We start from the raw sequence: 17,121 nt of genomic DNA, 5'->3' as shown, positions 1-17,121 counted from the left end.
AAGCAAAATATTATGCATCCTATAGCCCATAACAGCATAATTAGGCGAATTTAAACAACACAAACCTGCATCACATGCAACCTGAAACCAGGCTAACCATCATAAAAATAGTGCACACCATTATCTGGCTGTTTTTTAATGTGGTTATCTTCTATATGCTGTACGCGGCTATTACAGGTAAGCTGGATGTATGGTTGTGGATTGGTTATGGCTTGTTTGTACTGGAAGGCATTGTGCTGGCGCTGTTCAGGTTTTCCTGCCCACTCACCGTTATGGCCCGCAGGTATTCTGATTCTGCTAAACACAATTTTGACATTTACCTTCCTGAGTGGCTGGCAAAATACAATAAACAGATTTATACTTCTATACTGGGGTTAATTATGGTTATAACGGTTTACCAGCTTTTGAAATAACTACCGCAGGGCAATATGATATCGCTTGCAAATTCTTAACTTAATTATTGGCGCTGTTTGCTATATTGGGATGATAAAGCTTAACACCAAAAAAATAACTGTATGAAAATAAAAACAAGGCATGTAGGAAAAGGCGATGCCCAAACAGATGTTACCTACAGAAAATTAGGCAAGCATGCTTACCTGGTAAGTGATAAATACCTGGTAATCTTTAACGAAACGCCTGAAGGTTACCAAAGCAGCATACTGGCAGTATCTGCTGTTGATGCAAATGCTGACGCGGAGTATATAAAAAAGATTTCCAAATCTTTCAACAAGCTGCATAAAAAAATGCTTGAAAAGCTTACGGCGGCTTCTGCAGGCGAAACAGGCGCCGCTACTACAGATACCATCGAAGAATAACGGACATGTAGCATGCTGGACAAGCTTTTTAAACGGGCTTAGCCTGCCGGGCAAACTATCAAAAAAACCGGGCGTATCAGCCCGGTTTTTTTACTATAGCATTACCTCTGAAATTAAATGGTTACCCTTTGTTTGCTGGCGGCCGATTTATAAATAGCCTGTACAACACGTATATCCCGCAGGCCTTCTTCACCTGGTACCAGCATAGGCTTGCCCTGCATAATGGAAGTGGCATTGTCGTCCATCTGTTTGGCCTGCTGCCAGGGTATATCGTAAGGGTGATAAATTTCGCCTAACGGGCTGCTGGCTTTTAAGCCGTTGTAAGCGGAGTAGGGCTCCACTTTTATTTCGCCTTTTTCGCAGGTAATGTTTAAAAAGTTAACGTTTTCGCCAAAGCTTGTCTTAATATCTGCGAGTACGCCGCCGGGAAATTCAAGCTGAGCCACTGTAGTTTCATCAAGACCGTTCTTATAAATTTCAGGCCGGGTGGTAGATGTTGTGGCCGATACAATTGCTACCGGTTCCATACCCATGCCCAGCCTTGCACCCTGTATGGCGTATACACCCATATCGTACAATACGCCCCCGCCCAGTTCCCTTGTTTGCTTCCAGTGGTTGGTACGGTTATCGCGATAGCCGGCAGCGCAGTTAACGCCGGTAACCTTGCCCAGCAGTTTGTTGTTAACAATGCGGCGGTATTCCTGCGTGTGCGGCTCGTGGTGAAGCCGGTAGCCGATGGCCAGCGATTGCTTGTTTTTGTTGCAGGCATCTATCATGGCCTGGCATTCGTCCACCGTCATGGCCATGGGTTTTTCGCACCACACATGCTTACCTGCATTGGCGGCACGCACCACATATTCCTTGTGCATAGATGGCGGCAACACCACGTATACTACATCAATATCCGGGTTATTGGCAATGGTATCAAAGGTTTGGTAGTTGTAAATGTTTTTGTCAGGAATATTGTATTTGGCCTTCCATGCTTCTGCCTTGGCGGGGGTGCCGGTTACAATGCCCGCCAGGTAGCAATTTTTAGTTTGCTGCAGGGCAGGGGCCAGCAGGTCTGTACTATAATAGCCCAGGCCAACCAATGCAATGCCAAGCTTATCTTTTTTGCGCCTGGTAGCTGCCAATAAAACGTTGGGGGAGAAGAATAATGCGCTGCTGCCGAGTGCCAGCGTTTTCAAAACATCTCTGCGGGATTTGTTCATCATAGTTAAGATTTGTTGCCGGCGGCTAACCGGTGGTTAACAATGTTTACAGTGTATATGGCAGGTGTGCACCCGCGTAGTGAAGTTAATGAATAGGCTGAATAAACAACAGGATTTTACATGGCTTCGCCATAAGTAAAAAACAATTATGGGCCCGGCGGCAGTAACCTGAATGTAGCTTTTGTTGCGTCGCACTCTTCTACGGTTGGATTCGCTACGCGGCTTTTACCACCAGGTAGATTTTGTTTCTGCCGCCTTTGGCGCCAGAAACTTTGCCCGCAAGGTCAGTGTAGCAAGGGAAAGTACATCTTTCTGCCGCACAAAGTACTTAAAGCGGTTAGCCAGTTGTCAACATCCTTCTTACATTTGGCTGATGAAAGTTAAAGTGCTGGCATTTGGCATAGCCAAAGAAATATTCGGCAGCAGGCATATTGAAGTGGATATGGCAGAGGCTGCTAATGTGCAACAATTGAAGGCAGTGCTGGAACAGCAGTTTCCACGGTTAAAACAACTGGCCTCTTACCTTGTAGCTGTAAATGATGAATACGCTGAAGGCCCGCAGGCCCTTGGCGAACGGGATGAGGTGGCGGTTATTCCGCCGGTGAGCGGGGGATAACGGCTGTTAGCGGCAGTGATAAAGAATACGCCTGTAATCGCAGAGCAAAGATGCTACGGAGACGGATAGATGCCATGAAAAACAGAACGTACACGCTGTTGCGACGCAACGGAAGATGCCATGAAATACAATAGCCGGGTTCATAAAAAAATATGGGCTGGCTCGTTAAGCAATTAATATGATTGATATACAGATTACGGATAAACCACTGGACATGCAGGCTTGTATAAACATGGTTATGCACCCGCAATGCGGTGGTATTGATGTGTTTATTGGCACCGTGCGTGAATTAACCAAAGGCAAACAGGTACTGCGCCTGGAGTTTGAAGCGTATGAAGCGATGGCATTGAAAGAGATGCGTAAAATTGCGGAGACAGCCTTTGAAAAATGGCCGGTGCAAAGAATGGCTATCCACCATAGAACGGGTGTGCTGGAAGTAGGGGAGGTGCCGGTGGTAATAGCCGTATCTGCCGCCCACCGTGCCGCGGCTTTTGATGCCTGCCGCTATACTATTGACACTTTAAAGCAAACAGTGCCCATTTGGAAAAAAGAAATTTTTGAAAATGGCGAAGTATGGGTTGCGGCACACCCATAGTTAATCGCTAAGCAAACTGTCCAGCTTTTGCTGCATTACAGGAAAGCTGTTCAAGTTGCGGTGATCGCCGCCGGGCAGCGTTATAAATTCATCTCCGGGCTTTAATAATGTTTTTAACTTAACCGCGTTGCTGTAGGGTATTACATCATCTTCTGTACCATGAAAAATGGTTACCGGCGCTGTAACTTTTGGCAGGTATTCGTTGGTGGGCAGTTTGCATTTTACCATCAGCGATACGGGGTACATCCACGCATAATGCTGCGCTACCGATACCATGCTGTAATAAGGGGTTTCCAGTATAAGCCTCCTGCAATCCCGCCGGCTGGCCAATTGTGTGGCGACACCCGTGCCCAACGATTTTCCGTAAATAACTATTCTTTGCGGCGTAAAATGCACCCTTGCCATTTTATAAATCTGCATGGCTTCCTCATACATCATCTGTTCGCCCGGTATGCCTGTTGACTTGCCAAAGCCTACATAATCCATCATCCATACTTCGTAACCATGTTTGGTAAAATTGTTTACAAAACGCCTGTACCGCTCTATACTGCCCCTGTTACCGTGAAAGTAAATAACTATGCCTTTGGCGGTATCCTTCGGGAAAAATTTTACGAAATGAAAAGTGGTGGCAGAATCGTAGCGTATGCTGGCTTCTTTAAAAGAATCGGTGAACTTAAACACGTAATCGCTGGGCAATACTTTGGGGTGAAACATGATTTTATCCTGCAGAAAATACAACGCAATGCCCGCTGCCAGGTAGATAATTAATAAAGTTTTCAAAATAATCTTAACAGCTTTTTTCATGAATCATACACCGGTTTAATACAGCAATATATCCCTTAAAAAATTATGGTATTCAGGAAAGGCCGGTAAATTATTATGGCCCCCGCCATGTATGCGTATCAGCGTTATTTTATGCGGGCTTATTTTCTGCAGCGCTTCGCTGTGGCGTATGGGTATCAGCCAGTCTTTGGTGCCGTGAATAATGTAGGTATGACAGTTTACCTTTTTTATCCATTTATCGGTTCTAAGGTGATAGCGCAATACCCAGCGGTGTGGCAGTATGGGCAAAAAGCGTTCCGCCACTTTTAAAAAGCTGTAGTAGGGCGCATCCAGTATTAAATACCGCGGATTGTTTTCCGAAGCTACTTTTGCAGCAAAGCCGCTGCCGATGCTGCGGCCGTACACCAGCAAATGGTTTTCGGCATGTTTTTCCTTCAGCTTGTCATACACAAACTGCATATCGTTAAGCATTTCTTTTTCGCTGCGTTTGCCGGTGCTTTTGCCAAAGCCACGGTAGTCAACTAACAGCACTTCATACTGGTACCGGTAAAAGTCTTTAGCATATTTAGCCCACCCCTTGATACTGCGGGTATTGCCATGAAAATAAAGAATAAGGCCCTTGGCTTCTTTGCAAAAAAAATGCAGGGCATTAATGCGTACGCCCGGCTCCACATCGTAAAACAGTTCTTCAAAAGGAACATCGAATTTATACTGGAAATCCTGCGGCAGTTTTTCGGGCTTAAAAATAAGCCGCTCCTGTATAATGTAAGTGATAATAAGCAATGCCGCATAGCCGGCCAGCAGGTAAACAATTGTCATGTTGCCAAAGGGATTCGTTGTTTAAGGTAACAACAATTATTCAAATGCAGGATGTGGGATTTAAAGCAAGTACAGTACTTTTTTTGTGTAAGATGTTAGATGTGCGATGTACGGTGTGGGTGTCTTGTCCCGTATCAATTACAATCGCAGTCAAATTCATTTTCAAGGTCAATGCAGGTTACCACGGTAACCTCATCGTTACAGGGGGCGAATATGATGCGGAGGTGCTGATTATCGTGACTGTAACCTTCTACAGCATATTTCTTGCGGCATTCAGCGCCGTCCAGTTCACTTTTGCGGTAGTTTATTTTGCCGTCTTTAAGTATTTCCATCACTTCTTTTTCGTCAATGTGGCGGCAACCCATGCGGCAGCGGGCATGTTTGGAATAATTGATGTGAGATGGATTGCGGTTAAGGCCACGCTGCTGATAGTTGTTATCAGCGGTTTCTTTTTTCTTGGGCTTAGGCGTAGTGGTATCCTGTGTATCGGGCTGGTTACACCTTTTAATAGCTACAACGGCGATGGCCAGTAGTAACAGCACTATGTAAGGGAACGCTTTTTTAAAGTTCATAAGCAATGGTTGCGTTGCAATATTAACTTTTATTCCAGTCCCAAACCACCACACTCCATTCGTCCAGCAGGTCTTTATACACATGCAGTTCCCTGAAGCCTACACGTTTATGGGCTTTAATGGAGCGCCGGTTACTGGTGGATATTTCGGTTATCAGCAGATTGTATTTGGAGGCATAGAGTTTTTGGTGATGCCGGTACAGCATATCGAACACGCCCATGCCACGGTAAGCTTTGTCAATACAAACCTGGCCCATTACATACCAGCTATAGTCATTCAGCGGCCTGCCGTTATAGCTAAGGGTAGCCAGGTTATCCATCATTGTCTGCAAATCATGGTGAAAAGGCCCGGCTTCCCGTGGTGTAACCAGGGCGTAGCCAGCTACCTTGTCTCCATCTTTCACAATAATGCTGGCCTGCAGTTGATGCATTTGCTGCAGAAGTTCCATAGAATACAGCCAGGTTACAAAGCCCTGCGCTTTTTTCTCCGCATCCGTAACATTTTGCTTGAGGTTAATACTGTTGAGCCGATGTATTTGTTTAAGCTCTTCTGTTGTGGTAACTACCGTTGCGATTAACATGGCTGCAAAGTAAAAGATAAGCATGTTATTGAACAATTCCTGCAGGATGTATAGGGCAGGCCGCACTGTTATGCAGCCCTTCTGTAATATCGCAGCTTCCGGATATGCTGGATTCATTATAAGGCATTTATGCAGCAGACCCAAGCGATGGTAGACTGCCTCAGTAAAAACGATGGTAGAATCGTTTTCCACAATTATGCCTGTTTTGTTTATAAAAGATTGGACGAAGGGCAGCATTGAACGCCTATTTTTGCGGGTTAGTGCGGCGGGCTATCGGGTAACCATAGATAAAAACTGTACGTAAACACCACCGGGGCCGAATCGATGAGCAGTATTGCAAAATTTGCCTGCAATGCTGCGGGATGCTGGTTTTGTTGCTCAGTAAAGTTATAGAGTACAAGTGAGTGACACAACAGGCGATGACCAAAGCTTCCTAAGCCCGTCCCCAAAAAAAGAAAAAATTGAATTTATCCTATGGCTGAAGTAAAAGAAAAGAATTTGTTTGATTACACGGAGGACAGCATTAAAAGCCTTGACTGGAAGGAGCATATACGCCTGAGGCCGGGCATGTACATTGGTAAACTCGGCGATGGTTCATCACCCGACGATGGCATTTATGTTCTGATAAAAGAGGTGATTGACAACTGTATTGATGAGCATACCATGGGCTACGGCAAACATGTGGATATTACCATCAGGGATAAAACAGTTACTATACGCGATTATGGCCGTGGCATACCGCTGGGTAAAGTGGTAGATGTGGTAAGCAAGATTAATACCGGCGCCAAATACGACAGCAAGGCCTTTCAAAAAAGTGTTGGTTTAAATGGTGTAGGTACTAAAGCCGTAAATGCCCTAAGCCATTATTTTAAAGTGCAAAGCATACGCGATGGCAGAACCAAAGTGGCCGAATTTGAAAAAGGCAACCTGGTAAAAGAGCATAAGGAGGCCGCAACAGATGAGCAGAACGGCACCATGGTAACGTTTGTGCCGGATGATACGGTGTTTAAAAATTTTCATTACATACATGAATACCTGGATAGCCAGTTGTGGAACTACTGCTACCTTAACGCTGGCCTGGTAATTAACTTTAACAACAAAAGGTATGTAAGCAAAAATGGTTTGCTCGATTTGCTGCAGCGCAAAACCAACGAGGATGAAATACGCTATCCCATCATTCACTTGAAAGGAGAAGATATTGAAGTTGCCCTTACGCATAACAACGATTATGGCGAGGATATTTATTCTTTTGTAAACGGCCAGTACACCACGCAGGGCGGTACGCACCAGCAGGCTTTCAGGGAAGCTTTTGTAAAAGTGGTAAGAGATTTTTATAAGAAAGATTACGAAGCCGCCGATATACGCGGCAGCATTTGTGCAGCGGTATCTGTACGTGTGCAGGAGCCGGTTTTTGAAAGCCAGACCAAAACAAAGCTGGGTTCTCTCAATGTATATGAGGAAGGCCCCAGCATGAAGAATTTTGTGCTGGAGTTTTTAAGTAAAGAGCTGGATAACTACCTGCACAGGAACACTGCCATTGCAGATGCGCTGAAGAAGCGGATTGAGCAAAGCGAACGTGAACGCAAAGAACTGGCAGGTATTAAAAAACTGGCCAATGAAAGGGCCAAAAAAGCCAACCTGCACAATAAAAAACTGCGCGATTGCCGGGTGCACCTGAATGATGAGCCACCTGCAAAAAACAAAGAAGAATTTGTAGCCCTTCAAAACAACAGCACCATTTTTATAACAGAAGGCGATAGCGCCAGCGGCTCAATCACCAAGGCCCGCAATGTAGATACGCAGGCCGTGTTTAGCCTTCGTGGCAAGCCGCTTAACTGCTATAGCCTTACCAAAAAAATTGTGTACGAAAACGAGGAGTTTAACCTGTTGCAGCATGCGTTAAATATTGAGGACGGGCTGGAAGGCCTGCGTTATAACCGTGTTGTAATAGCTACAGACGCTGATGTGGATGGCATGCACATACGCTTATTGTTAATGACGTTCTTCCTGCAGTTTTTTCCAGACCTTGTTAAACGTGGCCATGTGTTTATTTTGGAAACGCCATTGTTCAGGGTACGCAATAAACAGGAAACTATTTATTGTTTTGATGAAGCGGAAAAGCAGGCCGCCATTAAAAAGCTGGGTGGCAAACCGGAGATAACCAGGTTTAAAGGGCTGGGCGAAATATCGCCTGGCGAGTTTGAACGTTTCATAACCGAAGACGGTATTAAGCTGCAGCCGGTAATATTGGAGCAGGGCGACCATATTCAACACCTGCTGGAATATTTTATGGGTAAAAACACCCAGGAGCGGCAGGAATTTATTATTAATAACCTGCGGGTAGAGCTGGATTTGGTGGAAGAGAACCAGGCGGTAAAATCGTAAATTTGAAAAAATAGTTTTATGGAGGCGTTTAAATTAACGGGAAAATCAAAAGGGGGTGTGCTTACAGTACATGTACCTGAAGAGTTTGACGGCCGCAACCTGGAGGTGATTATTTTGTCATTGGATGAACAAAACAGGATTGCCACCCAAGGTAATCCTTCAAAAGAAAAAACAAAAAGATTGTTAAGTATTATAGGGTCTGCTGCGGATAAAACTACCAATTTCGATAAGCACGATGTTTATGATCAGTAAAATTTTTATAGATAGTTCTGTGCTGATAGAACCTCTGCAAACCGGAAGGTTGAATTTTATACAAATCTCGTTGGTGCTGAAAAAATAAGTGTTGCTTTACAGCCGTACTTTATTACAAATACTTTAGATGAATTCTTATTTGTGGAGCCGGGTAAAAATATTGTTCCTTTAGTGCCTGCACTGATGGCGAAATATAACCTCCTGCCTAACGATGCCATTATTTTAGCTACGTGCAAAATACTGGGTATCGAAAGGCCGGCATCGCACGATGAGGATTTCATTATTCCGTGCCTTCAAGAGGGTATCGAATTACTAAATGAGCAAAATATACCAGAATAATAAAAAATAAGATTGGCATGTTGCATATTGTTTTCCAGGAAGCTGATATTGCTGTGTTGCAGAAAGCCATAGAACTGGATGAAAAAGGAAGCATGAATGGCGAGGTATGGCAGATAAAAGATGATTTTGCCGTGGGCCCCATCGTTAATATTTATCAAGCGGAAGGGTACCAGCAGCGCCGCGACTGGTGGAAGGGGTTGCTGGAGTTTTCTCCTTATACGGAGCAAATAGATATTGTTGACGATAAGCTTACCGTTCATAACCTTTTGAAAAAGCTTGATGAGGAAGCAGACCTGCATTTGTGGATATGGATGGGCCAAAACCAACATGATGTGTGCGGTTACTACTGGCTGATGAGCCAGTTAAAACAATACCAGGGCCGTATTCATGTATTGTACCTGAACAACCTGCCCTTCATCAACGAAAAGGGCAGCATTTTTTATCCCACTGATTTACACCAAATACAGCCAAAAGAGTTTCTGAAAGCCAAGCGGTTGGCCAGGGTAATAACCCTTAGCGAGTTTGAGGTTGACCCTGATGAATGGAAACGTTTATGTAATGAAAATGCGTTAATACGTACGCTGGAAGGCGGCAAAAAAATAGCAGGCTGCAGCGCCGATTTTTATGATAAGGCATTGTTGGGCGCCATAAGCGGAGATTTTCAGAAGTTGGGCAAAGTGCTGCAAAATGCATTCTCAAAAATGAAGATAGCGACCGGGGATGTGTTCCTTGTTTGGCGCATACGCCAGATGCAGCAGGATGGAAAACTGGAAGTGCAGGGCGACTGGGCAAAAGGCTGGAAAGAAATTTCCGTAAAACTTGCACGCGTTGCGGTAGCGGAACACGCAGAAGCCGTGCAGTAAAATGCTGCGCATTTTCAGGACAAGTTTTATGGGCCCGGCAATTGACGCTTTGGGTATCGTCCCTTGCGTCGCACTCTTGTACTTAAGAATATATGGCATCAAAACCGGGCCATTCATCTTTTCATTAGCTAAGGAGTTTTAGTTTTCAATTCATCCATGAATAAACTGTTTGCAAATAAGTCTCCGGTTATCTTGTTGCCGTTATTTACCGGACTGCTGTTTATTCACCTTATGGTAAACTTCTGCGGCTTTTATGGAAATGACGATGTTAAATATGCAAGTCTTGCCGCAGGCATGTTTAACGGCGGCTATGCGGCGGGTACGATAAACGACCACTTTAGCTTTCGCTGGGTTGCCATATTGGCAACCGCTGTTTTCTATAAACTCGTTGGTGTTACTGCTGTAAGTTCGGCGCTGTTTTCGTTTGCCTGTTTTATTGTAACAGCGGTTGGCATACAGTACTTTCTGAAAAAAGAAAAAGCTGTTGTGCAGTTAGCGGTGCTGGCACTGTTTTTTCTCAACTATACAGTCATCTTTTATTCACACAGGCTGTTGCCGGATGCCGGTATAGCCTTATTTGTTTTTTTTGCATGGCTGTTTTATTACCGACAAAGGTTTGGCGGCTATCAGCCTTTGGTAGATGCCGCAGGGTTTAGTATGTCACTATCGCTGGCCATGCTTACCAAAGAAACCATTATCATCACCCTGCCGCTGTGGGTTTACCTGTTTATTACAGACGTATATCACAAACGTAATATCAGCTTTTGGAAATTTGCCATTGCTTTTTTTGTTGCAGGGTTGTTCCTTTATATGTTGTACTTCCGGGTTGTGTATAACGATTGGTTGTACAGGTATCACCTGCTTGTGCAAACCAACCTGGCTTACTCGGACGGTACAGGTGTGTTAAGCCCGGCAGGAGTTGTTAAACGGGTGCTGTATGATTTGTGGAAAGCCCTGCTGTTAAATGGCGATATGCAGTACCTTATACCGGCAATAGCGGCTTTTATTTACAGGAAATCATTATGGGCAGAGACAAAGCACCACGCTATTGCTACCGCTTTTATTATCCTGCTTGTATTGGCGGATGTAATGAGTTTTTCATTTACCGGTTATGCCCCATTGCCGCCTGATCCCAGGCATTTTATGTTTCTTATACCGTTTGCTGTTATTTGTGGCGGGTACATGCTGGTCGCATTTTTTAATAGCCCGCAACGTTATCCCTTGTTGCCCATGTTTTTCTTATTGGCCGCAGTTATAATATGGTTTCTGCCTGTTGGCAATACCAGGCATATCTATCTTGCACTGGCTGCTTTATTCACAGCAAGATTACTGGTAAAGCGCATGTGGCCTGTATTAGCTTTTGCCGGTTGGGTATCCATCATGCTGGGCAATTACCTGTACGATTTTGTGAAACCGCAATATTCATTTTATTTTGACCAAAAGAAGATTGTTCAAACAAGTTTTTACAATACTGTGCAGCCGGCTGTTGTTTATACCGGCGAACCTCAAACAGCGGATATGGGCAACTACTTCCTGGGTTTTAATAAGAAGAATGTGCTGTTCAGGTGTTTGCGCAACGGAACTGGAACTGGTGAAACAGGTAATGCAACAGCAAACTACCTGTTATTGAATGGCGGTTACAATCAGGGGTTCAAAAACTCTTTTGATTCACTGATGGGCAGCAAGGAATTTAAGGATGGGTTTGTTATAAAAATGCAACATAATGGCAGTGCCTTGTACGAGGTTAAAAATATTGCCTTGCTGGCCGGTTTGCAGCAATTTGCAACAGGCCGTTATTATTGAACATAAAGTGCCGGGCATATAAAATGCCGGAAGAGTAGTTTAACTATGTCAAAAGATATTTCTAAAGAATTAGACCTTTCTAACGAGTTGGGCGTACAGGGCCAGTACAAGAACTGGTTCCTGGATTACGCGTCTTATGTAATACTGGAACGTGCGGTACCTGCCGTGGAAGATGGCCTTAAGCCCGTTCAAAGGCGCATACTGCATGCCATGAAGGAGATGGATGATGGCCGCTTTAACAAAGTGGCCAATATTATAGGGCAGAGTATGCAGTATCATCCGCATGGCGATGCCAGTATTGGCGAAGCGCTGGTGAATATGGGCCAGAAAGATTTACTGATTGAAACACAGGGCAACTGGGGCGATGTAAGAACAGGTGATGATGCCGCCGCACCGCGTTATATTGAGGCACGTCTTTCAAAATTTGCGCTGGAAGTTGCTTTTAATGCCAAAACAACAGACTGGCAGGTTAGTTACGATGGCCGCAAGCAGGAGCCCATCGCCTTGCCCATGAAGTTTCCCCTGGTGCTGGCGCAGGGTGCCGATGGTATAGCCGTGGGACTTTCTACCAAAATATTGCCTCATAACTTTTGTGAGCTTTGCGAAGCCTCCATTAAATACCTCCGCGGCAGAAAGTTTGATTTATACCCCGATTTTCAAACCGGCGGCATGATTGACGTAACCAACTACAACGAAGGTAAGCGTGGCGGCAAAGTGCGGGTACGTGCGGTAATTGAAGAGCAGGATAAGAAAACCGTGGTTATTAAAAGTGTTCCTTACGGGGTAACCACTTCATCCCTGATGGAATCAATAGTAAAGGCAAATGACCAGGGAAAGATAAAAATCAAGAAAGTAACAGACGCCACGGCGAAGAATGTTGAAGTAATGGTGGAGCTGGCGCCAGGCATCTCTCCTGATATTACCATTGATGCACTGTATGCCTTTACGGATTGCGAGGTGAGCATTTCTCCCAATGCCTGTGTGATAGTGGATAAGAAGCCCCGGTTCATCAGTGTGCATGAGCTGCTGCGCATATCGGCCGACCATACCAAGGACATATTGAAGAAAGAGCTGGAGATAAAGCTCGGCGAACTTGAAGATAAATGGCACTATACCTCGCTGGAAAAAATCTTCTTTGAAGAGAAAATATACAAGGAACTGGAGAAACGCCATGAAACCTGGGATAAAGTAATTGAAGCAATTGACAAGGCTTTTGACCCGTTCAAAAAGAAGCTGAAAAGGGAAGTAACCCGGGAAGACATCCTTAAGCTTACAGAAAAGCCGGTAAGACGCATTTACAAACTTGATATTGACGAACTGAATGAGCAGATTAAAGGCATTGAAGCTGACATAAAGCAGGTGAATTACGACCTTGAACACCTTACGGATTACGCGGTTAGCTATTTTGAAAACCTGTTGAAAAAATATGGAAAAGGCAGGGAACGAAAAACCGAGATTAAATTATTTGACACCATACAGGCCAAGCAGGTTGCCATTGCCAATACCAAATTGTATATCAACAGGGCAGAAGGTTTTGTGGGTACCAGCCTTAAGAAAGATGAATTCCTGGCTGAATGCTCAGACCTGGATGATATTATTGTTTTTACCAAGCGTGGAATAATGAAAGTGGTGCGTGTGGCGGATAAAGTGTTTATCGGAAAAGATATTATCCATGCCGCGGTATTTAACAAGAATGACGAGCGTACTACCTACAATATGATTTACCTGGACGGAGACAGCGGCACCAGTTATGCCAAACGCTTTAATGTTACCGGTATTACCCGCGATAAGGATTACGATTTAACCAAGGGTAGCGACAAAAGCAAAGTGCATTATTTTACCGCAAACCCTAACGGCGAAGCCGAAGTGGTAAAAGTATTATTAACACCAGGCAGCTCTGCCCGCAACAAAGAATTTGATTTCGCTTTTGAAGAACTGGATATTAAAGGCCGCAGCAGTATGGGTAACCAGGTTACCAAATATCCTATACGCTCTGTAAAGCTGAAGGAGAAAGGCAGGTCAACCCTGGCAGGCAGGAAGCTTTGGTTTGATGATAAATTTGGCCGCCTTAATTCTGAAGAAAAAGGAACATTCCTCGGAAGTTTTGAAGGAGATGAGAACATAGTTGTTTTTTACGTGGATGGGGCCTACGAAATAACCAATACGGAACTTACCCAGCGTTTTGAAACGGACAAGATTGTATTGATTGAGAAGTTTGTTCCTGAAAAGATAATTTCCGCGGTATACCTTGATAGCGATAAACAGCAGTACAACGTAAAGCGTTTTAAGATAGAAACAACCACGCTTAACAATAAATTCCTGTTCATCAAGGAAGGTAAGAACAATAAGCTGGAAGCTGTAACTACAGAAGAAGAGCCTGTGCTTGCTGTACAAACAGGCCGCGGCCAGCAGGTGAGGGGCGCTAAATTTAAAATTGCACGCATGGTAGAAGTGATGGGCTGGAAAGCTGTAGGGGCAAAGTTGATGGATTTCAGCAAAAGCATTGAAATGTCCTGGGAGAAAAAGGCTGATGAGAACAAGGCGCCGGAGTTGTTTTAAAGAAAAGTCAGGTGAGTCAGGTAAGTCAGAAAGTCAAAATAGTCAGAAAGTCAAGAAAGTCATAGAGTCATTAGGTTATGGTACATTAATATTTGTGAACTAAAACTTTTGACCTAATGACTTTATGACTTAAATGCCCCTGCATTTTTACTTTTTCTGGCATTATTTTTTCAATTCTATTAAAAAACCATACATGAAAAAGCGAAATTCTGCTTTGTTATTCATCGCAGGTACCCTGTTGCTGGCAAGTTGTGTATCAAAGAAAAAATATCTTGATTCACAGATTGCGTTGCGTTACCTTAAAAACGACAGCGCTATGCTGGCCAATAAAATAACCGGCCTGGAGGGTAATGTAGCCCAGCTTGAGCAGAAGGTTAAAGACTTAACATCTGCCAACGCCAAACTTTCAGAAGAAGCATCTACTACACAGGCACAGTTGCAGAACAGGCTTAACAGCAGCCAGCAGGCTTTAAAGGAGCAGCAAAAAAAGCTGGAACAATTGCAAGCCTTGCTTGATCAGCAGAAAGTAAAATCAGAAGAGATAAGAAAGAAAATGGCCGACGCTTTAAGCGGTTTCAGTTCTAACGAATTAACTGTTACACAAAAGAACGGTAAAGTATATGTAAGCTTAAGTGAAAACCTGCTGTTCCCTTCCGGTAGCGCGGTGGTTAACCCAAAGGGTAAGGAAGCTTTAAGCAAGCTGGCTGAAGTATTGAATATTAACCCGGATATTTCTGTAAACATTGAAGGCCATACGGATTCTATTCCCATTCGCGGCCGTTACGAAGATAACTGGGCATTAAGTACTGCCAGGGCTACCTCCATAGTAAGGATATTGGTAACCACTTACCAGGTAGATCCTGAAAGGATTATCGCATCAGGCCATAGCCAGTTTGACCCAGTGGAGTCTAACTCAACTCCTGAAGGCCGTGCAAAAAACAGGAGAACAGAAATTATTCTTTCGCCCAAGCTGGATGAGTTGTACAAACTGCTTGGCTCTTAAGAGGGTTTAATACCCGCATAAAAGTTGCCCAACGAACCGAACGATGAAGTGATTGCGACGCAACGAAGATGCCATGAAAAACTGTTGCTGGTATCTAAAGAAAGATCAATAGGGTAGGGCAGTAGCTCTTGTTTCAATAATAAGTTCTTAAAGCCGGAATGTTATTTCCGGCTTTTCTTTTTCTTGCGCAACAATACCGCACCGTTTTTAAGATAGTCACTGTTTATGTTTACTTCGTAACGGTGTTCGGAATCTGTTACTATCATCAGTGCCGCATTGGGTGGCAATTCGCCCAGGTTCTCCGCAAAGATTACCACTTTGTTGTTTTCGGCAATGGAGTCAACCTGTACATAAAAACTAATAGGCTTGCGGGTATTTAGCTCTTCTTTATAAATCTTAAGTTTATTGTTGTAGAAAAGGCTGATGGAGTCATGGTCATATTCAGCGTTATCATATAAATCAAGGCGAACGGAATCATCTGTTACTTCAAGTTCTTTCACCACATCTACACGCCTTCTTATCACTTCTTTTTCAGTAACTGTTTCTGGTTTAGGTTTAACTGGTTCTGTAATTTGTACAGTGTCTTTTTCAACAACAGGATCTTCCTCCAGTTCCAAAGGTTTGGCTGCAATTCTTTCCTTAAGTGTGGGTTCGTCTTTTTTAAGTTTGTTAAACTTAATGTTCAGCGGTGCGCAGGTAAACTTATGCAGGCCGGGGGCTGAAAAGTTACCTAATAAAATAGTTTCTACTTTAGAAATGCGCAATATAAATTCACCTTCCATCAGGCAATCAACACCAATAGCTATGTCTTTATTTCCGTGGTATAAAATGGGGATGGTTTTTATTTTCAGCATGCGGGAGCCATTATCGAAACTGCCTGTTATTTTGCTGCTGAAGTAGCCGTTTCTGAAGAAATAGTTGAACTCTCCTGTTACGCGGTTGCCTTTTTGCGTAATTAAAAATTCGCACAGGTAAGAGTTGGTGGCGCCTGCAATGGCTATGTTGCCAATGCCATACCATTTTCCTGTAACGCTTTGTGAGAAGATGCTTGTGCTTGCAAAAAATAACAGAGTAGTAAGTACAAAAAACCGGTAAAACTTCATTCCTGCTGGATTTGCGTAAAAATATCAACTATCGTGCTATAGTCATGTTATAATTAACAACGATTTGTTCACATAATTATTTCAGGTAACGCTTAATTTCTTTTTCAGTGTCTCGTTGTTTTATGGTTTCCCGTTTGTCGTGCAGTTTTTTGCCTTTAGCAAGGCCAATCTCAATTTTTACCAGGCTTTTTTCATTAAAAAACACCCGCAGTGGTATGATGGTAAGGCCCTTTTCTTTAAGTGCTGTTTGTAATTTTTTCAGTTCCCTTTTGCCAAGCAGCAGCTTCCTGTCGTGCACGGCAATATGGTTGTTGGCTGTGCCCAAAGCATATTCAGCAATGTACAGGCCACGTACCCAAAGCTCGCCTTTGTCAAAAAGGCAAAATGCGTCATTAAAGCTAAGCTTGCCTTCGCGTATAGATTTTACTTCTGTACCCATCAATACAATGCCCGCCACATATTTATCTTCTATGTGATAATTAAACCAGGCCTGCCTGTTATTCATTTCTTTAGCCATAATGTAATAGTCATTTAATCAATAGTCCCTTAAGCGTGTATCACTGGCCTTTAGTGCAACATTTTTTTTTTGGAGCCAGGGGTCCGGTACTGCTATTGGGCTTTACTTGCGTCGCACTCTTGTACTGCATCTCTTTACGCCACAACACATCTCACATCCTTCAGCATTCGTCATATAGTTATACAGCTTATCAACTCATGTGTTATCAATAATGCATGCTGTGGAAAGCCTGCAAAAATACAAAGCTGTGGGTCAAAAGTAAATCTGTTATTTATTTATTGTTCTATATGCAAAAGTTGTACTTTT

At 43.6% G+C, this 17,121-nt stretch carries 17 protein-coding genes and 1 pseudogene; 11 read left to right on the top strand and 7 right to left on the bottom strand.

What is annotated here, in order from left to right:
* The first annotated feature begins 74 nt into the window (after positions 1 to 74).
* Together F0364_RS11605 and F0364_RS11600 are read left to right on the top strand one after the other, a co-directional pair.
* A complete protein-coding gene (locus tag F0364_RS11605; RefSeq protein WP_153797948.1) occupies positions 75 to 413 on the top strand; it encodes a hypothetical protein in 339 nt (112 codons plus the stop codon).
* Between the two features lie 102 nt (positions 414 to 515).
* Positions 516 to 815 carry a hypothetical protein gene (locus F0364_RS11600; protein ID WP_153797947.1) on the top strand — a complete coding sequence of 100 codons (300 nt, stop codon included), beginning with the start codon at positions 516 to 518 and terminating at the stop codon, positions 813 to 815.
* 113 nt (positions 816 to 928) lie between these two features.
* Here the strand turns inward: F0364_RS11600 and F0364_RS11595 are convergent, their stop codons facing one another.
* The gene (locus tag F0364_RS11595; RefSeq protein ID WP_153797946.1) at positions 929 to 2,029 is read right to left on the bottom strand and encodes a Gfo/Idh/MocA family protein; all 1,101 of its coding nucleotides are present in this window, start codon (positions 2,027 to 2,029) and stop codon (positions 929 to 931) included.
* A 370-nt stretch (positions 2,030 to 2,399) separates the two neighbouring features.
* Between F0364_RS11595 and F0364_RS11590 the strand changes: the two genes are divergently transcribed.
* A complete protein-coding gene (locus tag F0364_RS11590) occupies positions 2,400 to 2,642 on the top strand; it encodes a MoaD/ThiS family protein (RefSeq protein WP_153797945.1) in 243 nt (80 codons plus the stop codon).
* A 178-nt stretch (positions 2,643 to 2,820) separates the two neighbouring features.
* A complete protein-coding gene (locus F0364_RS11585) occupies positions 2,821 to 3,237 on the top strand; it encodes a molybdenum cofactor biosynthesis protein MoaE (RefSeq protein ID WP_153797944.1) in 417 nt (138 codons plus the stop codon).
* Here the strand turns inward: F0364_RS11585 and F0364_RS11580 are convergent, their stop codons facing one another.
* The 4 genes from F0364_RS11580 to F0364_RS11565 form a co-directional block, all read right to left on the bottom strand.
* Positions 3,238 to 4,041 carry an alpha/beta hydrolase gene (locus F0364_RS11580; protein ID WP_153797943.1) on the bottom strand — a complete coding sequence of 268 codons (804 nt, stop codon included), beginning with the start codon at positions 4,039 to 4,041 and terminating at the stop codon, positions 3,238 to 3,240.
* A gap of 15 nt (positions 4,042 to 4,056) precedes the next feature.
* A complete protein-coding gene (locus F0364_RS11575) occupies positions 4,057 to 4,839 on the bottom strand; it encodes an alpha/beta hydrolase (protein WP_153797942.1) in 783 nt (260 codons plus the stop codon).
* Between the two features lie 134 nt (positions 4,840 to 4,973).
* The gene (locus F0364_RS11570; protein ID WP_207632623.1) at positions 4,974 to 5,411 is read right to left on the bottom strand and encodes a DUF4258 domain-containing protein; all 438 of its coding nucleotides are present in this window, start codon (positions 5,409 to 5,411) and stop codon (positions 4,974 to 4,976) included.
* Positions 5,412 to 5,433: 22 nt separating this feature from the next.
* A complete protein-coding gene (locus F0364_RS11565) occupies positions 5,434 to 6,108 on the bottom strand; it encodes a GNAT family N-acetyltransferase (RefSeq protein ID WP_207632622.1) in 675 nt (224 codons plus the stop codon).
* 357 nt (positions 6,109 to 6,465) lie between these two features.
* Here F0364_RS11565 and F0364_RS11560 point away from each other — a divergent pair, with 357 nt between their 5' ends.
* The 7 genes and pseudogenes from F0364_RS11560 to F0364_RS11530 all read left to right on the top strand — a co-directional run bounded on the left by F0364_RS11560 (position 6,466) and on the right by F0364_RS11530 (position 15,195).
* Positions 6,466 to 8,376, top strand: coding sequence for a DNA topoisomerase IV subunit B (locus tag F0364_RS11560; RefSeq protein WP_153797939.1), 1,911 nt, complete (start codon positions 6,466 to 6,468; stop codon positions 8,374 to 8,376).
* Positions 8,377 to 8,394: 18 nt separating this feature from the next.
* Entirely contained in the window at positions 8,395 to 8,628 is a 234-nt protein-coding gene (locus F0364_RS11555; RefSeq protein ID WP_153797938.1) for a hypothetical protein, read from the top strand.
* A gap of 63 nt (positions 8,629 to 8,691) precedes the next feature.
* Positions 8,692 to 8,967, top strand: a pseudogene (locus F0364_RS29435) (PIN domain-containing protein); the annotation flags it as partial.
* Positions 8,968 to 8,984: 17 nt separating this feature from the next.
* On the top strand, positions 8,985 to 9,830 hold the full coding sequence (locus tag F0364_RS11545) for a DUF1835 domain-containing protein (protein ID WP_153797937.1): 846 nt from the start codon (positions 8,985 to 8,987) through the stop codon (positions 9,828 to 9,830).
* A 156-nt stretch (positions 9,831 to 9,986) separates the two neighbouring features.
* Positions 9,987 to 11,633 (top strand): ArnT family glycosyltransferase, encoded by a 1,647-nt coding sequence (locus F0364_RS11540; RefSeq protein ID WP_153797936.1) that lies wholly within the window; start codon positions 9,987 to 9,989, stop codon positions 11,631 to 11,633.
* 45 nt (positions 11,634 to 11,678) lie between these two features.
* Positions 11,679 to 14,192 carry a DNA gyrase/topoisomerase IV subunit A gene (locus F0364_RS11535; RefSeq protein WP_153797935.1) on the top strand — a complete coding sequence of 838 codons (2,514 nt, stop codon included), beginning with the start codon at positions 11,679 to 11,681 and terminating at the stop codon, positions 14,190 to 14,192.
* A gap of 193 nt (positions 14,193 to 14,385) precedes the next feature.
* The gene (locus F0364_RS11530) at positions 14,386 to 15,195 is read left to right on the top strand and encodes an OmpA family protein (RefSeq protein ID WP_153797934.1); all 810 of its coding nucleotides are present in this window, start codon (positions 14,386 to 14,388) and stop codon (positions 15,193 to 15,195) included.
* Positions 15,196 to 15,356: 161 nt separating this feature from the next.
* Here F0364_RS11530 and F0364_RS11525 read toward each other — a convergent pair whose 3' ends face one another.
* Both F0364_RS11525 and smpB read right to left on the bottom strand, forming a co-directional pair.
* Positions 15,357 to 16,298, bottom strand: a complete 942-nt coding sequence (locus tag F0364_RS11525) for a hypothetical protein (protein WP_153797933.1) — start codon at positions 16,296 to 16,298, stop codon at positions 15,357 to 15,359.
* Positions 16,299 to 16,374: 76 nt separating this feature from the next.
* Positions 16,375 to 16,815 carry an SsrA-binding protein gene (gene smpB, locus F0364_RS11520; protein WP_153797932.1) on the bottom strand — a complete coding sequence of 147 codons (441 nt, stop codon included), beginning with the start codon at positions 16,813 to 16,815 and terminating at the stop codon, positions 16,375 to 16,377.
* Positions 16,816 to 17,121: the final 306 nt, after the last annotated feature.

This window comes from Foetidibacter luteolus (assembly GCF_009650435.1).
Taxonomy (GTDB): Bacteria; Bacteroidota; Bacteroidia; order Chitinophagales; family Chitinophagaceae; genus Foetidibacter; species Foetidibacter luteolus.
Note: the sequence above shows the minus strand (reverse complement) of the source record. Positions and strands in the feature narration are given on the sequence as shown.